The sequence below is a fragment of the Weissella kandleri genome, assembly GCF_001438705.1.
Classification (GTDB): Bacteria; Bacillota; Bacilli; order Lactobacillales; family Lactobacillaceae; genus Weissella; species Weissella kandleri.
Genome location: NZ_JQBP01000002.1, coordinates 294,359 through 311,512, shown reverse-complemented (window position 1 = coordinate 311,512; position 17,154 = coordinate 294,359). Strand labels below are relative to the sequence as shown.

Annotated in this window: 16 protein-coding genes and 1 riboswitch; of the genes, 3 read left to right on the top strand and 13 right to left on the bottom strand. The window is 42.1% G+C overall.

Annotated features, from left to right (window positions below; all coding sequences use genetic code 11):
- Positions 1-153: 153 nt before the first annotated feature.
- Complete coding sequence (locus IV73_RS03125) at positions 154-1,143, bottom strand: aldo/keto reductase (RefSeq protein ID WP_057754734.1); 990 nt, start codon at positions 1,141-1,143, stop codon at positions 154-156.
- A 12-nt stretch (positions 1,144-1,155) separates the two neighbouring features.
- Complete coding sequence (locus tag IV73_RS03120) at positions 1,156-2,145, bottom strand: ribose-phosphate diphosphokinase (protein ID WP_201781073.1); 990 nt, start codon at positions 2,143-2,145, stop codon at positions 1,156-1,158.
- A 172-nt stretch (positions 2,146-2,317) separates the two neighbouring features.
- A riboswitch (TPP riboswitch) is annotated at positions 2,318-2,410 on the top strand.
- 85 nt (positions 2,411-2,495) lie between these two features.
- On the opposite strand from IV73_RS03120, the gene IV73_RS03115 reads away from it, so the two are divergent.
- From IV73_RS03115 to IV73_RS03105, 3 genes are read left to right on the top strand one after another with little or no spacing between them, the layout of a single operon-like run.
- Positions 2,496-3,050: an ECF transporter S component gene (locus IV73_RS03115; RefSeq protein WP_057754728.1), complete on the top strand. Its 555-nt coding sequence runs from the start codon at positions 2,496-2,498 to the stop codon at positions 3,048-3,050.
- Positions 3,051-3,056: 6 nt separating this feature from the next.
- Positions 3,057-4,454, top strand: a complete 1,398-nt coding sequence (locus tag IV73_RS03110) for an ATP-binding cassette domain-containing protein (protein ID WP_057754725.1) — start codon at positions 3,057-3,059, stop codon at positions 4,452-4,454.
- Positions 4,432-5,100, top strand: a complete 669-nt coding sequence (locus tag IV73_RS03105) for an energy-coupling factor transporter transmembrane component T family protein (RefSeq protein ID WP_057754723.1) — start codon at positions 4,432-4,434, stop codon at positions 5,098-5,100. Before IV73_RS03110 ends, IV73_RS03105 begins: the two co-directional genes overlap by 23 nt.
- Positions 5,101-5,252: 152 nt before the next feature.
- Here IV73_RS03105 and thrS read toward each other — a convergent pair whose 3' ends face one another.
- The 11 genes from thrS to IV73_RS03050 all read right to left on the bottom strand — a co-directional run bounded on the left by thrS (position 5,253) and on the right by IV73_RS03050 (position 17,120).
- Entirely contained in the window at positions 5,253-7,208 is a 1,956-nt protein-coding gene (gene thrS / locus IV73_RS03100; RefSeq protein ID WP_057754721.1) for a threonine--tRNA ligase, read from the bottom strand.
- 373 nt (positions 7,209-7,581) lie between these two features.
- Positions 7,582-8,037: a flavodoxin domain-containing protein gene (locus IV73_RS03095; protein WP_057754718.1), complete on the bottom strand. Its 456-nt coding sequence runs from the start codon at positions 8,035-8,037 to the stop codon at positions 7,582-7,584.
- Between the two features lie 13 nt (positions 8,038-8,050).
- Positions 8,051-8,554 carry a YehS family protein gene (locus tag IV73_RS03090; protein ID WP_057754717.1) on the bottom strand — a complete coding sequence of 168 codons (504 nt, stop codon included), beginning with the start codon at positions 8,552-8,554 and terminating at the stop codon, positions 8,051-8,053.
- 18 nt (positions 8,555-8,572) lie between these two features.
- Positions 8,573-10,606, bottom strand: coding sequence for a DNA mismatch repair endonuclease MutL (mutL, locus tag IV73_RS03085; protein WP_057754716.1), 2,034 nt, complete (start codon positions 10,604-10,606; stop codon positions 8,573-8,575).
- 20 nt (positions 10,607-10,626) lie between these two features.
- Positions 10,627-11,172: an ECF-type riboflavin transporter substrate-binding protein gene (locus IV73_RS03080; protein WP_057754715.1), complete on the bottom strand. Its 546-nt coding sequence runs from the start codon at positions 11,170-11,172 to the stop codon at positions 10,627-10,629.
- A gap of 5 nt (positions 11,173-11,177) precedes the next feature.
- A complete protein-coding gene (locus IV73_RS03075; protein ID WP_201781072.1) occupies positions 11,178-11,744 on the bottom strand; it encodes a hypothetical protein in 567 nt (188 codons plus the stop codon).
- Between the two features lie 175 nt (positions 11,745-11,919).
- Positions 11,920-13,539 carry a chaperonin GroEL gene (groL, locus tag IV73_RS03070; protein ID WP_057754714.1) on the bottom strand — a complete coding sequence of 540 codons (1,620 nt, stop codon included), beginning with the start codon at positions 13,537-13,539 and terminating at the stop codon, positions 11,920-11,922.
- Between the two features lie 59 nt (positions 13,540-13,598).
- The gene (locus tag IV73_RS03065; RefSeq protein WP_057754713.1) at positions 13,599-13,874 is read right to left on the bottom strand and encodes a co-chaperone GroES; all 276 of its coding nucleotides are present in this window, start codon (positions 13,872-13,874) and stop codon (positions 13,599-13,601) included.
- A gap of 153 nt (positions 13,875-14,027) precedes the next feature.
- Positions 14,028-14,678 (bottom strand): HD domain-containing protein, encoded by a 651-nt coding sequence (locus IV73_RS03060; RefSeq protein ID WP_338063238.1) that lies wholly within the window; start codon positions 14,676-14,678, stop codon positions 14,028-14,030.
- A 58-nt stretch (positions 14,679-14,736) separates the two neighbouring features.
- Complete coding sequence (locus IV73_RS03055; RefSeq protein ID WP_057754712.1) at positions 14,737-16,389, bottom strand: formate--tetrahydrofolate ligase; 1,653 nt, start codon at positions 16,387-16,389, stop codon at positions 14,737-14,739.
- Positions 16,390-16,517: 128 nt separating this feature from the next.
- The gene (locus tag IV73_RS03050) at positions 16,518-17,120 is read right to left on the bottom strand and encodes an ECF transporter S component (RefSeq protein WP_057754709.1); all 603 of its coding nucleotides are present in this window, start codon (positions 17,118-17,120) and stop codon (positions 16,518-16,520) included.
- Between the last annotated feature and the right edge of the window lie 34 nt (positions 17,121-17,154).

The following is a 17,154-nucleotide window of genomic DNA, read 5'->3' as shown; positions in this document are numbered from 1 at the left end:
CTAGAAATTCATTTCTTCATTATAGCAAGTTTTATTTAATTTACATATTTAAACGAATTTACTATCGCTTCATCATGAAAATAACCTAGAGAGTTTTAACCTCCCTAGGTTATTTTCGGTTTAACAGATGGCTGCTAGCAGTCCCACACCAACCTACTTTAAAATTTGTTCGATTTTAGCCAATTCTTCATCTGATAAGGTCATATTATCAGTTACTTTTACATTATCCAAGAGGTGCTCTAAGCTTGAAGCCCCAATTACAATTGAAGCTACTCGTGGATCTTTCAATAACCAAGCCATCGCTAATTGCGCTAATGTTTGACCACGATCAGCTGCGACAGCATTCAAAGCGTTCAACTTCGCCACGGTAGCTTCCTGATCTTGAGCTAAGTTAGCATTGGTCCGATGCAATGGAAAATCAGCTGGGAAGCCATCCAAGTACCGATTAGTTAATAACCCTTCGGCCAGGGGTCCGTATGCTACAACTCCTGCATGGTTGTCATTTAACAAATCTAACATGCCATCAGCTTCAGCCTCTTCGCGGTGTAACAGATTGTAAGAAACTTGGTTCACCACAAAGGGAGTGTGCAAATCTTTAAAGATTTCAATAATGGCTGCCGTTTGCTCAGCCGTGTAATTTGATACTCCAACATACAAAGCTTTTCCTTGACGCACCAAATCATTCAAAGCTACGGCTGTCTCTTCCAAATTAGTATTTGGATCAAAACGATGTGCATAGAAAATATCAACATAATCTAAGTGCATCCGCTTTAATGACAAATCTAAGGCTGCATGTAAAGTCTTACGCCCTGAGAATTCACCCAAAGGTCCCGGCCACATATGATACCCAGCCTTAGTCGTGATGACTAATTCGTCACGGTAAGGCTTCAAATCAGATTGATATACAGCCCCAAAGGTTTCTTCCGCGCTTCCATTTGAAGGACCATAGTTAGAAGCATTATCAAATGAATAAATTCCATTATCAAACGCCTTCAACATCACCTCACGCGAATTAGCTAAAGGCTTTTCATCCCCTAAATTGCGCCATAGGCCAAATGAAAGGGCGGGCAAAATTAGACCTGAATCGGAAACACGCCGAACGGGCATTTTTTCATAACGATTTTCATCAGCTGCATAAACCATTTCTATTTCTCCTTAAATTTTAATATCAGGGTTATGCCGTGAACGCAGCAAACCAGACAATTCACGGTCTTCATGAATTCGTTCAATGGCCGCCGCAATCAAAGGTGCCACCGTAACAACTTCTAACTTATTAAAGTGCTTCTCTGCTGGAATATCAACAGAATCCGTCACAATCACCCGTTCTACTTCAGGGCAATCCGCCAAACGTTCAACGGACCCTTCTGAAAAGACACCATGCGTTGCCGCTACGTAAACTTCATTAGCTCCCGCATACCGCAAGGCTTGAGCCGAACGTGTCATCCGTTTTCCAGTATCAATGATATCATCAACCACCAAGACGCGTTTACCGGCGACTTCCCCCACAATTCCATTTGGGTTCTTAATATCTTCTTCCACCGCACGATCATTAATCACACCCCAATTGGTCCCTAAAATGGAAGCAAATTGACGCGCACGACCTGCCCCATTATGATCAGGCGCAAAGACAACCAAATCTTCTAAATCAAAATTGCGTTCAAAGAAATACTCCGTAAGCAATGGAGCTGCTAATAACTGATCAACTGGAATATCAAAGAAACCTTGCACTTGGTCAGCGTGCAAATCAACCGCTAACACCCGGGCTACTCCATTCATTTCAATTAAAGAAGACACCATTTTTGCAGTAATTGGTTCGCGCGACTTGGTCTTCCGATCTTGGCGGACGTAACCAAAATATGGTAGGACTAAATTAATCTGATGTGCCGAAGCCCGGCGGAGCGCATCAACGACAATCATAATTTCCATGAAGCTATCATTTACTTCACCTGCAATGGGGGCAATGACATAGACGTCTGCGCCCCGCACGCTATCCATAATCCGTTCATAAATTTCCCCATCTGCAAATTGATTGATTGTCATAGGCATTAAAGATTCACCTATTTCATCTGCAATTTTTTGGGACAATTGATGATTGGTACTTAACCCGATTAATTTTAATTCATGTTCCACGCTACCATCCTCCATATCTGTTTAATATTTTACCAAAAAATCCGGTTTTTTGCATGCTATATCCTGATTTTAGTCGCGTTCAAGCTGATTTTGCTGTTTCTATAAATCCATATATCCAGCTTCAAATTCCACATTCAACTGCATCTTGTTTATTTTACAAAAGTATTCTACAATAAAAGGGAACAAATTGAACAAGCTGGGGCGCTCTTCATTGAGCTGAGAAGGACCCATCGAACCTGATACGGTTAGCACCGACGAAGGGAGCTTGTGGTCCTTAACCATGAGAACATTGGAGAGCCACGCCTAAGTCCTGCTTACGCTGGCTTTTTTATTTGTTTAAAATATCATTTTTAAGGAGCTTTATCATGTCAAACACAAACAAAACCACCGGCTGGCAAGTCCAAGACGTCATTTATCTAGCCATTATTGCCCTCTTCTTTGGGGTCATCTACCAACTCTGGAGTTTCCCTTATACCCTTATTGCTGCAACCCCCTTAAAGCCGTTTGCTAATGATTTAACCATCGGTGTCTGGGTCATGGCCGGACCATTGGCAAGTTTGATTATTAAAAAGCCTGGGGCGGGGCTTTTAGGCGAAGTTATCGCTGCGACCGTAGAAATGTTCTTATTCTCACAGTGGGGTGTCATGAATTTGATTGCCGGTTTTATCCAAGGTGCTCCTGCCGAACTAGGTTTTACTGTCACAGGCTATCGCACTTGGAGCAAGCGCAATCTTTTCTTCAGTTCTATTTTTATGACCATGATTACTTTCGTTTGGGATCTTTTCCAAAATGGTTATCTGGCCTATCAATTACCGCTGCTCATTAGCCTTTTCATTATTCGCTTTCTTTCAATCGGCTTCTTTGCCGGGGTTTTAGTTTATCTAATTGCTAAGATGCTGCACCAAGCTGGCTTACGGTGACCCAAAATGACAAGTTTAGCCATTAACAATTTAAGTTACACGCACCCAGATGAAACGACACCCCTTTTAAATAAAATCAATTATCAATTTCAGCCAGGGACTCTAACTTTAATCCAAGGTGCTAATGGAGCCGGCAAGTCGACCCTTTTACGAATATTGGCTGGCCTTTTGGCACCATTAAACGGCAGCATTACCATCGATGGTCTCCCATTGGACCAATTGACCAATGCTCAGCGGGCTACTAAAGTTGGCTTACTTTTTCAAGATGCCACCCAACAATTTACCATGGCCACGGCTTTAGAAGAATTGACCTTTACTTTGCAAAATTTAGAAGTACCCTGGTCAGCAATTCCCAAGCGGATTAAGGCAGCTTTTCCGGAACCGTTGGGCACTTGGGCACAAAAAAAGATCAACCAACTATCGGGCGGACAGCAACAACAGCTAGCGCTAGCGATTAGCTTGGCCACCGATGCGGATATTTTATTATTAGATGAACCTTTTGCTAATATCGATCTAACGCAACGTCAAGCCTTATTAGATCAACTCACGCGTCTCAAGCAACAAGAGCATAAAACCTTAATTCTAATTGAGCATGATACCAGTGATCTCGCCAATTATGTTGATACGGCTTTACAACTCACCACCACAGGACATTTGATCCAGACTCAAGCGGCCTTGGCCAAGAAACCGACTTTATCTTTTCCCCCCCGTTACCAAGAAGCGAATGGACCTTTGCGTTGGGACAACTTAACAGTGGCACCTTATGGACAAAAGTTAATTAAGAACAGCACTTTTCAAATTCCCCAGGGAACCATTGGCTTACTTTCCGGTACCAATGGCAGCGGTAAATCGACGCTTTTTCGTGTTTTAATTCAACAACTCAAGGCAGATCAAGGTTCCATTTTATGGCAAGATCACCGCATTCCTAAACACTTTGAGCGCTACGTCGGAGCTGGATTCCAACATGCAATTGACCAATTTGTCAGTCTCACCTTGCGTGATGAAATTAAAATTAGTCAACAACAAAACCCGCACCCCACCTATTGGCAAGCTGATAAATTGCAAGCCGCCTTAGCTGATTTACAGCTAACACCGCTCTTGGACCAAAGCCTTTATCGCCTCTCGGGGGGGCAACAAAAAAAAGCCCAGTTGATTAGTCTCTTAATTCTGGAGCTGCCGGTGTTACTCTTAGATGAACCTTTTGCCGGTTTAGATTTAGCTTCTAGCACACAGTTTAATCGCTACATGCAAGCCGCAGTTCAAAAAACGCAAACCAGTATTTTATTAATTTCACATCAACGCCAAGGCCTGGCTAATAGCATTGATTATGAATTGGTCTTGCATAATCAACACCTTAACTTATGGCATCCGGAGGTTCAACATGACTCAGCGCGCTCAATTTGAACCAGCTCTCTTTTTGGGGTTCATTTTAATTTTTTCATTAGAAATTGCCTTTACTTTAAAAATCAATGCGAACCTCTTTCTCATCGGGTTCAGTCTGATTTATATGCTATGGCAAAGCGTCTCACTTCATAAAATTTTATGGGCATTCATTATCATCACTCCCCTCGCTTTTGGAACTTGGTGTTCGTTTTGGTTCTTTAGTCAAGGTGACCGTTTGTTCAACGCAACCCTATATGTCACCCGTCTGTTTGCCTACGTGAGCATGGGCGCAGCCTTAACCTTAACGACCACCCCCAAAGCCTTACTCCAAAATGCACATCAACGCTTTCATTTATCAAATACATTTGTGTACGGTTTAATCGCGGCTTTGAATTTATTATCGCAAGTTCAAAGCCAGCTTAAAACAATTCAATATGCGGCGGCTTTGCGTGGGATTAAATACCATCTCTGGAGCCCTCAATTATATTTTAAGGCCTTAGTGAATGCCGGCCGCTGGTCAGAACATTTGGCCGATGCCATGCATGCTCATGGCTTTACCGAAGGTGCTCCGCGAACGGAGGTTCCGAATTCCCCTTGGCCCCTTTTACAAATCGTCATGCTAAGTACGATCTTAATTTTAGTAAATATCATCATCTTCTGGTCATAATTTGAACGATCATGCTGATTAAGGTAATACGTATCATTAAGATGCGCATTACCTTTTTATTAATGCAAATAATACGTACATCGGTATCAACCGACAAAAAAGAACCGCTAATAATAGCGGTTCTAATCATTCATCCTTCAAAATAAGAACGTTTATTCAGCTACGCCTTCACTACGCGAATAATTCGCAATATCCGCGAACAACTTTTCCTTAAAGTCTAGATATGGAATCGTTTCGGTCTCCCGTGAGCCAAACCGACGAATTGTCACGCTCTGATTTGCTTGCTCATCATCCCCAATGACCAAGGTATATGGAATCTTCAATGATTGCGCATCGCGAATCAGATAACCTAATTTTTCGTTACGCTCGTCATACTCAGCGCGAATACCTTCATGCTTTAGTTCATCAACAATAGCCTTAGCATACGCACCATGAGCTTCACGATTAACCGGAATTAACCGCACTTGATGAGGGGCCAACCAAGTTGGGAAGGCACCTTTATACATCTCAATCAAGTGTGCAGTAAAGCGCTCCATCGTTGAAATCACACCACGATGAATCATCACTGGCCGGTGCTTTTCACCATCAGCGCCAATATAGTTCAAATCAAACTTTTCAGGTAACAAGAAGTCTAATTGAATTGTTGACAAAGTCTCTTCACCACCCAAAGCCGTCTTAATTTGGACGTCTAGCTTTGGTCCATAAAAGGCCGCCTCACCTTCAGCCTCAAAGTAATCCAAGCCCATGTCATCCATCGCTGATTTCAACATGGTTTGTGACTTAGACCACATTTCATCATCATCAAAATACTTTTCCGTATTCTCAGGATCACGATATGAAAGGCGGAAACGATATTCATTAATATCAAAATCATTATAAACGTCAATCATTAAATTCAAAATATTTTTGAATTCATCCTCAATTTGATCTAAGGTCACAAATGTGTGTCCATCATTCAAAGTCATTTCACGAACACGTGACAAACCAGTCAAAGCCCCAGACTTCTCATAACGGTGCATCATTCCCAATTCCGCAATCCGCAATGGTAATTCTTTATATGAGCGAGGGTGGTGCTTATAAACTTGAATGTGCGAAGGACAATTCATCGGCCGTAATTCCAAGAACTCACCGTCACCCATGTCCATTGGTGGGAACATATCTTCATGGTAGTGATCCCAGTGTCCTGAAGTCTTGTATAAGTCCAAGTTTGACAAAATTGGCGTATAAACATGCTCGTAACCAGCTTCTAATTCGCGGTCAACAATGTAACGTTCCAACGTACGACGAATGGCAGCCCCGTTTGGCATCCAAACTGGCAATCCAGCCCCCACTTCTTGAGAAGTAAAGAACAGATCTTGTTGCGCCCCAATCCGACGGTGATCACGTTCTTTGGCTTCTTCGCGCCGCTTCAACTCCGCTTCCAAATCTTCATCATTCCAAAAAGCAGTTCCATAAATCCGTTGCAACATTGGGTTAGAAGACTTTCCACGCCAATAAGCCCCAGCCACTGAAGTCAACTTAAAGTGCTTAATCCAACCCGTTGAAGGAACTAGCCCACCTTTATCTAATTCCACGTGTTCACCTTGTACCGCGATTGAAATTTTTTCATCAGCGGGCAAGTCATTGATCAATTCCACCTTATATGGATCATCTTTAAACATTTCCAAGGCTTCAGCCCGTGAAATTTGATGTGAAACAATTGGGAGATTCTCTTTGACAATTTTATGCATGATTTTTTCAATCTCAGGGAATTCCTCGACTGAAATCTGACCATCGGCATTGTCAGTGTCATAATAAAAACCATTATCAATTGCTGGTCCTACTCCAAAATGCATATCAGGGTGCAAACGCTTGAGGGCTTGGGCCATCAAGTGAGAAGTTGAGTGGCGAAGCAAACGTAAGGCTTCATCTGAATCCTTAGTAATTAACTCAAAGTCACCCCCAACTTCCATTGCATCATGCATTCCAACATATTCACCATTTAAGCGGCCTGAAACCGACTTCTTAGCAAGCGACTTTGAAATCCCGTTCGCCACTTCTAATGGTGTTACGCCGACTGCAAATTCTTTTACTGCTCCATCTGGAAACTTAATCTCAATTTGTGCCATGATTTACTCCTTATCTTATTGAATCCTACTCGTTGTTAAATCCATTGAAAAATAAAAAAGCGTCCCATTCTGACAAATGTCGCCAGAACAGGACGTTTCCACGTGGTACCACCCGTTTTCTATTCCTCAAAAAGGAATACTCAAACTCCCTTAACGCGGGAAACGCAATCTATTATTTCTAGATTGTCATCAAAAGTAGTATCATCAACGCTCAGAGGACTGTCTCTCACCAATCACAGTCTCGCTATCTCTCTTTTAGCATTCATAACGTGTCTTTATCAACGATTTATTAATTTTATTATAGGCATATCTCCTCATAATAACAAGGTTAGATTTTACTATAAAATATTTAAACGTGCAAATACAGCGCCCACTAACGCTTTTGTGCCGTTTGAACAAGTTGCTGAGCAAACTTTTGTAAAGCTTCGACAGCCGGGACATCTGGTCGTAAATTAACTTTCACCCCTGATGCACCTTTGATACCCGCCGTCTTTTCAAATTGGGCTTCCAATAAATCTACAGCCGTCCCATAATCGTCACCATAATAAACATCACCTGAGCCTGCGACACCATAGACCACTTGGTTTAGATTAGCGTCAGGCAAATCTTCATAAAAGTCAAGTGCCTCATCCGCTAAAGTTCCTAAATCAAAGGTATAAACGACTGTCACTAAAATATCTTGTTCGGCCGGATCCAAGTCTAAGGCATCGACATACGTGATGTCTTCTTTGGTCGTTTCAACTTGAAGGCGTTGCAATTCAGTCATAATCACATCGGCGACTTCTTCATTATTTCCCGTCAAAGTTGCATATAATATTCGTGCCCGCATATTTAGTTCTCCTTTAATCGGCTAGCTTTTTAGTATGATACTCCATTCCCATACCTTTCAATAAGTTTCGCAAGTAACGGTCCCCCGCAGGTCGGTAATTTCGATGATCCGTCCGACGTAAAACTGCACTTAATTCAGCGTTTGAAACCTTAATGCCTGCAGTCTTAAAGAAGCTTTGATAATCTTCACTGGTATAACGCATCGCAATTTTCAGTTTTTTCATCACCACGTTATTAATATCATCTTCTTTTTGCATATCAAACGTCAAAGGCTCCGACTCGCCATTAGCATTGAGCTTAACCCCTCGTTGCGAAATAATTAACCCATTCATAAATTGCTCTAATTCACGCATCGTTAAATTTTGATCGCGAGATGTTTCTGGGGCTTGCTTTTGTAAAATTTGATGTAGGCGACTCGCGTCCACTTTTAATTCACCAAAATTAAAAATTTTCATCATATCTGGATCGCTAATTGATAACGCATATTTTAAGCGAATCACAATATCATTATTATTCATTTTCTTCTCCATTTTAAATTAGAAAGGATGTTGGTCATATTCTTGCCAGGGTTCATGACTATCTTGAATCCGTTTAAACATCTTTGCCAAATCCCGATCTGTCAAATGAACCACGACCGGCCGGCCGTGCGGACAATTATAAGGATTTTTTGTTTGCTGTAACTGATCGAGCAAGCCCTGGGCTTCGGTAGCATTTAATTTCCAATTGGCCTTAATGGAACGTTTGCAAGCCATCATAATCGCCGTCCGTTCGCGAAAATCAGCTAATGTTAAATGCCCATCGCGTAACACCCAGTCCAACATTTCACGCACGGTGGCTTCTTCTTGTTCTGCAATCATCCAGCCGGGATGTTCACGTAACATCAAAGTGTTCTTACCAAACGGCTCCAAATGTAACCCTAATTCTTCTAATTGCGCTTTTTCACCCTCCAATTGCAGCATTTCAGCGGTTGAAAATTCAAAAACTAAAGGTACTAACAGTTTCTGTTGTTCTAGACCAGTTTGCGCTAGCTGTTCATGAAAAGCTTCATATTTAATCCGCTCTTGCGCGGCATGCTGGTCAATTAGATACAAGCCATCCAACCCTTGCGCAAATAAAAAAGTTCCATGAAATTGCCCAATGTATTCCAAATTAGGAAAACCAGAATTAACTGTCGGTTGCTCACTGGTATCAGCAGTCCCATTCCACGTCAAGGCCGTTTGCAGTCCTGGCAAACGAGTTGAATTCTGCGGACCAAAAGGCGTCACTTCATTACCTTCATATTTGTGCGCAAAATCTTGCACGGTGGTTCTTTTTAAATCTGCTTTAGTTTCAATCGTAATTGGTGCTACTTGCATATCTTCCACGGGGGGCTTTTCCTCAGAGATGGCCGTCAAAGGGGTCTGGGCCTGCTCAATCGATTCATGCATCGTAAACTGAGACGTGACTTGTTTTTGCGAGGCAGCATTTAATTGATCAACAAAATTTATGGACGCTGATGGTCCCACATCCTTTGATTCATCATTCGTATTAGCGGTATTCGCAATTGTTTCAGTTAAATTCTCATACCCATCTGGAATAAGATTCACTGTTTGAAAAGCCGCTTGCACCATCTGCTCCAGCAAAGCCGCCAATTGGCCTTCTTTACTAATTCGGACTTCAAACTTTTGGGGATGAACGTTTACATCCACTAACCGAGGATCCATTTCAATTTGTAAAACGGAAATAGGAAAACGACCGACCATAAGACGGGTGCCGTACCCTTTCAAAAGTGCATTCGTCAAAGCATAATTTTTAACATAACGTCCATTAATTAATAACGTCATATAGGAACGATTTGAGCGCGTCACTTGGGGTTTAGCAATCCAACCTTGCACTTTAAAATCTGCATCATGCGCTTCCACAGCCAGCATTTCACGCGCATTATTGACCCCATACACCGAACTAATCACTTGTTGTAAGTTACCATTGCCTGGGGTCGATAAGACTTTTTTACCATTATGTTGGAGATGAAAAGCAATTTGTGGATAACTGAACGCCAAACGATTAATAATGTCAACAATTTTGGCCATCTCCGTACTCTGTGACTTTAAGTATTTTAAGCGCGCCGGTGTATTATAAAATAAATCACGAACGGTGACGTCAGTACCTTGTCGTGCACTTCCGCTGCGTTTCGTTAACCATTCGTTTCCTTTAATTTGCACATACGCCCCTTGATTAGCATCAGGAACAGCCGTCTCTAGTGTTACATCTGCCACAGACGCAATTGAGGGTAATGCTTCACCACGAAAACCCAAGGTCATAATTTTAAATAAATCACCTTTATCATAAATTTTTGACGTTGCATGCCGCAAAAAAGCGGCTTTTACCTGATCAGCTGGAATTCCCAAACCATCATCAATAACTTCAATCAATTGCACGCCGGCTGCTTCAACTAATACGTCAATCGTATGTGCCTTGGCATCAATCGCATTTTCAACTAATTCTTTTACCACAGACGCGGGACGCTCAATGACTTCACCGGCCGCAATCTGATTGGCCAAAGTTTCTGAAAGCTCTAAAATATCTGCCATCGTACCCCTTCACCTCTAATCTAAACGTCTTTGACCTGACGCCATTGATATATTTTTTGATATAACCACAAACCACATGTTCCCACAGTTGCAATAACCAAAAAGTTACTAAGCCCCGCATACCAACCCTGTTTAAAGACGATTGCTGAGGATGATCCATAAATCAAAACATCGCCTAAAGGTGCAATCACCATCCAGGCGATAACATTATCCACTAATTGCCATAAATTAAACTGCCAAATTTTAGCCCACGTCAACTGTCCTTGTCCTAATTTCAATCTTTGTGTTGCTAGGCCAAGCAACAGACCAAATAAACCGTCCGCAATCACCCAAGACCACCAAGCGTTGCCAATAAAATAGAGGTCATGAACAGCATGCCCAAACAATGCTACTAACATCCCTAAAATCGGACCACCCGCGGCTGTCACCACCGCTAACCAGCCCATTCCTAAATTAATTTGCGTATGAGCAATCCCTGTCGGAATTTTAACCCATAGCATCAACCCTGTAAAAATCAGACTGCTGATAATTAAAGCTAAGGTCCACTTCGTTTTTTTTAACCGCATCCTTCTTAAACTCCTTTAGTCGTCTTTTTTACAGCGGCTTTTTTAGTCGTCTTTTTCGCTTTCGGCTTAGCAACTTTTTGCACCGCTTTCGTTACTTTAACAGCTTCTGGTTCTGACTCAGGCTCTGGTTTTGGCTCTTGGTAATTATTAATGCGTTCCAGTTCTTGATCAAAGAATTGCGCAATTTTACCTTTAACTGAATTCGGATCATCCAGATAACTTTGTACTGAAGCGGCTAATTCAATCCGCAAACCAGACCGTGTCACATGGGGATGTTCAACAATCATATACACGTTGACTTCTTTAGCGGGATCATCAATTACAATTTTACTGATTTGATTAACATACCGTAATGGTAAATTAATTAAATTACTTTCTAAAGTTAGATGAATCGGCTCCGTTCCACTAATCATAATTTCGCCACTGACCATTTGATTAGCCTGTAATTGCTCTTCCACATAATCAAACAGCGGATCTAATTGCACTGTACTCTGGTCGGCCGCCGTCCATACCTTATGTTCTATCTCCTCAGCCTTGAGTGTCGCAATTAACTCATTTCCTGTCCGTTCCATACTTATACATCCTTTTTAGAGAATTACCTTTATCTTAATAAACTTTTAACCTTTATTTTAACATAAATTAGCGACGAACCGTTTAGTTTTAAAACCATAAAAAAAGAAGCTAAACAACTAATCATTGTTTAACCTCTTATTTTAAATCAATTTCATTGATAAACTATCTAATAGTTTACATCATTCCACCCATGCCAGCTTGTGGGTTGACTGCAGGGGCGTTATCATCTGGTATGTCAGCTACAACTGCTTCAGTCGTCAACATCAATGCTGAAACTGAGGCTGCATTTTGCAAAGCTGAACGTGTAACCTTGGTTGGATCAACGATTCCAGCTGAAATCATATCAACCCATGAATCATCAGCAGCATTGTAACCAGTTCCAATTTCTTGTGTCTTCAACTTGTTAACAATCACTGAACCTTCTAATCCAGCATTTTCAGCGATTTGACGTACAGGAGCTTCCAAAGCTCGTTCTACAATGTTAATTCCAGTTTGAACATCCCCTGTGGCTTCCAAAGCTTGGACAGCTGGGATAGCATTAACCAAAGCAGTTCCACCACCAGCAACAAAGCCTTCTTCAACGGCAGCCCTGGTTGCGTTCAAAGCATCTTCAATCCGGTACTTACGCTCTTTCAATTCAGTTTCAGTAGCAGCTCCGACATTAATCACAGCCACACCACCAGACAACTTAGCCAAACGCTCTTGCAATTTCTCACGGTCAAAGTCAGAAGTTGTCTCAGCAATTTGCTTCTTGATGAGACCAACACGCTCATCCAAAAGGGCTTTATCCCCAGCGCCTTCAACGATAGTCGTTGAATCCTTTGTAACTGTAATCTTAGCGGCTTGTCCCAAACTATCAATTGTAACATCCTTCAAATTCAAGCCCAAGTCATCAGTAATCACAGTTCCACCCGTCAAGACGGCGATATCAGCTAACATTTCCTTACGTCGATCTCCAAATCCAGGTGCCTTAACCGCAACCACATTGAAGGTTCCACGCATCTTATTCAAGACCAACGTTGGCAAAGTCTCACCAGTCACATCATCAGCAATGATGATCAAAGCACGTCCTTGTTCGACAACTTGTTGCAAGATAGGCAAGATATCTTGAACGTTTCCAATCTTCTTATCTGTAATCAAGATGTATGGGTTGTCTAAGTTGGCTTCCATCTTTTCATTATCAGTGACCATGTATTGTGACATGTATCCACGATCAAATTGCATCCCCTCAACCACATCTGAAGTAGTCTCAATACCCTTAGATTCTTCAATCGTAATGACACCATCATGTCCAACTTTTTCCATCGCTTCCGCAATCAAAGCTCCAACTTCTTCACTGGCAGCTGAAATTGAAGCAATTTGCGCAATCTCTTCCTTCGTTGAGACGGTCTTTGACATATCATGCAAAGCCTTAACTGCTGCATTGGTCGCCATCTCAATTCCATGACGGACCCCAACTGGGTTAGCTCCAGCCGTAACATTCTTTAAACCTTCATTAATAATTGCTTGGGCCAAGACCGTAGCAGTCGTGGTTCCATCACCAGCAATATCATTGGTTTTTGAAGCAACTTCGGCTACTAACTTAGCCCCCATATCTTCGAAATGATCTTCGAGGTCAATTGACTTGGCAATTGTAACTCCGTCATTGGTAATTGTTGGAGCTCCAAAACTTTGTTCAATCACAACATTGCGTCCCTTAGGACCGATCGTTGTCTTAACAGTATTAGCTAATTGATCAACCCCAGCTTGCATCTTTGCACGTGCATCTTCTGAAAACTTTAATTCTTTAGCCATCTTATTCTTCCTCGCTTCATTTAAAATATTTCTATAAAGATTGCAATTTTAAAAAAATTTTACATAACCGCCATTACATCTTTTTCATGTAAGACGATGTACTTTTGCCCATCATTTTCAATTTCTTTACCGGCGTATTGGTCATACATTACTTGGTCACCAACTTTAACCGCTTGAGGAGCTTTCAAATCGCCCACAGTCACTTCAGAAACGGCGACGACTTCACCTGTTCCTGACTTTTCTTGCGCATTCGAAGCAAGCACGATTCCACCTACCGTCTGTTCCTTTTCGCTAACAACTTGGACCAAAATACGATCTCCTAATGGCTTCAACATGATACGAATTCCTCCTTATTTTTTAGCACTCTCTTTTTCTTAGTGCTAATCTACAACTAATATAATAACACACTGGGCTGGTTTTTCAAATTTTTTTTAATTTTTTCGCCATTTTTTATGTGCAACAACAAGCAGAGCGCATAGCAGCAAGGCTTAGCGCTCGCCTCGCACTTCAGCTTTAAATTCTTCGAGGAAGAATTCCATAAAGGCAGTTCGTCGTTTAGCAATCTTTTTCGCGCTTTCCGTATTCATTAAATCAGCTAATTTCAACAATTTTTCATAAAAATGGTTAATGACGGTACTATTTTTTCGATACTCATTATGCGTTAAATCCGTCCGTACTTCTTCATTTGGGTTATACATTAAATTACCTGCATGCCCTCCGTACATAAAGGTCCGACCAATTCCGAGAGCGCCAATGGCATCAAGGCGATCAGCATCTTGGACGATTTGACCTTCTAAAGATAGCGTATAATGTTGCTCCAAATTTGCCGAGTAAGACATATGCGTCATAATCTCTAAGACCGCTGCCCGTTCGTCATCGCTAAGTCCCCATTCGCGCATCTGAATTCTCAAATCATCAATGGCTTGATTAACATCATCAATTAATTTATCATCGATTAAATCATGCAATAGCGCCGTAATCCGCACGACATCAGTATCGAAATCTTGATCAGGCATTTTTTGCATGATTTGTTCAGCATTTTTTAAAACCCGTTCCAAATGTAGAAAATCATGCCCTGAAGCATCATTTCGCGTCATTGTTTGCACATAATCTTTTATTTCATCCAAATTCATTTTCATTCAACCCGCTTTCACTATCCCCACTTAAAATCTTACAATGTATCACATATCCATTCATTTAATCCAAACCTGTAATCCGACCATGCGCATCAATATCAATCCGATTAGCGGCTGGCACTTCAGGCAAACCCGGCATAGTTAAAACATTACCGGTCAACGCCACAATGAAGCCTGCACCATTTTTAAGCTCCAACTCCCGAATATGAATAATGAAGTCTTCCGGAGCGCCCAATTGTTTGGCATCATCAGAAAATGAATATTGTGTCTTGGCCATCACAACCGGCATTTTATCCCAACCATGCGCTTTAAAGGTGACTAATTGTTGTTGCGCCTTGGGAGCTAATTCGTAGCCGCGACCACCATAAATTTCAGTCACAATCTTTTGCAACTTAGTCTCAAAAGCGTCGTCGGCCTGATACAGTGGTTGGAAGTTTTGCTCATTGTCAGCTGCTTCCTGCACGGCTTGAGCTAATTTGAGCGCCCCTTGCCCCCCCTGGGACCAAACATTTGTTTCATAAGCTTGACTACCATGTTGGGCGGCAAATTGTTGAATCAACGCTACTTCTTCATCAGTATCCGTCACAAACCGATTAATTGCGACCAATACAGGCTTACCGTAGCGTTGCATAGCTTGCAAATGCCGGGCTAAATTCTTCAAGCCCGCCTGAAGCGCCTTCAAATCAGGATTCTGCAAGTTTTCCCGTGATTGACCACCGTTATACTTTAAGGCCCGCACTGTTGCCACTAATACCACCACATCAGGTGCTTGGCCTAATATCGGAATTTTAATGTCCATGAATTTTTCACCACCCAAATCAGCGCCAAAACCAGCTTCGGTAATGGTAAAATCAGCCAATTGCAAAGCCGTATCTGTGGCCAAAACTGAATTAGTTCCCTGCGCAATATTGGCAAACGGTCCACCGTGAATTAAAGCGGGAGTGTGTTCTAAGGTTTGAACTAGGTTGGGCTTAATGGCGTCTTTTAACATCACCGTTAACGCTCCAGCTACACCTAATTGTGCGACAGTAACCGGTTCATTATCATAGGTATAACCTATCACAATCCGTTCAATCCGAGTTCGTAAATCCATCAAATCCTGTGATAAGGTCAAAATGGCCATTAATTCGGAAGCGACGGTAATATCAAACCCACTTTCGCGTGGAATCCCTGAAGTCATCCCCCCAAGGCCAATATTAATATGTCTGAGTGCGCGGTCATTCACATCTAAGACCCGCTTCCAGACAATCCGCCGTGGATTTAATTGCAACGGATTACCTTGCTGTAAACTATTATCAATCAGCGCAGCTAATGTATTATGCGCGCTCGTTAAAGCATGAAAGTCACCGGTAAAATGTAAATTAATGTCGGCCATCGGAATAACTTGTGCCATTCCGCCGCCGGTCGCACCACCTTTTAACCCCATCACCGGTCCCATGGATGGCTCACGTAATGCCACCATCGTTTTAACACCCGCTTGATTCATGGCATCAGCTAACCCCACCGTGACGGTCGATTTTCCCTCGCCTGCTGGAGTTGGACTAATTGCGGTCACCAATACCAACTTTCCCCGGGCCCGTTTTTTTTGAAGCGTAATTTTGGCTTTATCTCGTCCATAGGGTTCAAATTCATCTGGCGTTAATCCCGCCCGTTCAGCTACTCGGTCAATCGGCCAAATTTCAGCGTTCTGTGCAATCTCAACATCACTTAACATCACAATCCCCCACTTTCTTCCGCTTAACAGCAAACTCTTATCCTTAAACAATATCAGTATGTTTCCATTATACTAAAAAATGCTGATTCCTTGGCTTTTTTCACCTTGGGATCAACATTCTAGAAAATTTATAATTTATTAATCGCTTTTAGGACCGGACCACCCACTAATAGGCCTAACATTCCGTCTAAAAAGATTTCTAACAAGGCATTCGCCCCAGCTAAAGAAGTAAACATCCAAATAATTCCAACATTATTAGGAAGCCCTGCTACCGTAGTATTAAAGACCCGGAAATGAATCCACGTCAACGTAATCACCAACACCGTATTAATAAGGGCCGTTAACGCCCCCATCATAAACATGCTGACTAAGCGCTTAGTCCCGTGTTGCTGGCGCACATATCGCCAGTAAAGCCAACCAATAATGAGTCCCACCAGCATTCGAGGAACAAATGCCACTAACGGGTCACGAAACATTAAAGCACCAATCCCCATCGGAATGGTCCACGCGTGGTAAAAAGATAAACCTCCCATCACCAAGCCCAACAGCATTCCCACTTTCGGTCCTAAGATCATAGCACCTAAAGCCACCGTAAAAGGAATAATGGTGACGCGCACCATCGGGTTAATTGGAATAAACCCTAACCAAGGGATAATACTTTGTAACAAGACAATCGCAATAAACAACGCGGTCAAAACCAGGCGTTGGGTTGAAATTTTTTGCTGATTCATCATGCACTCCTTCAATCTTTAACTAAGCGACTCC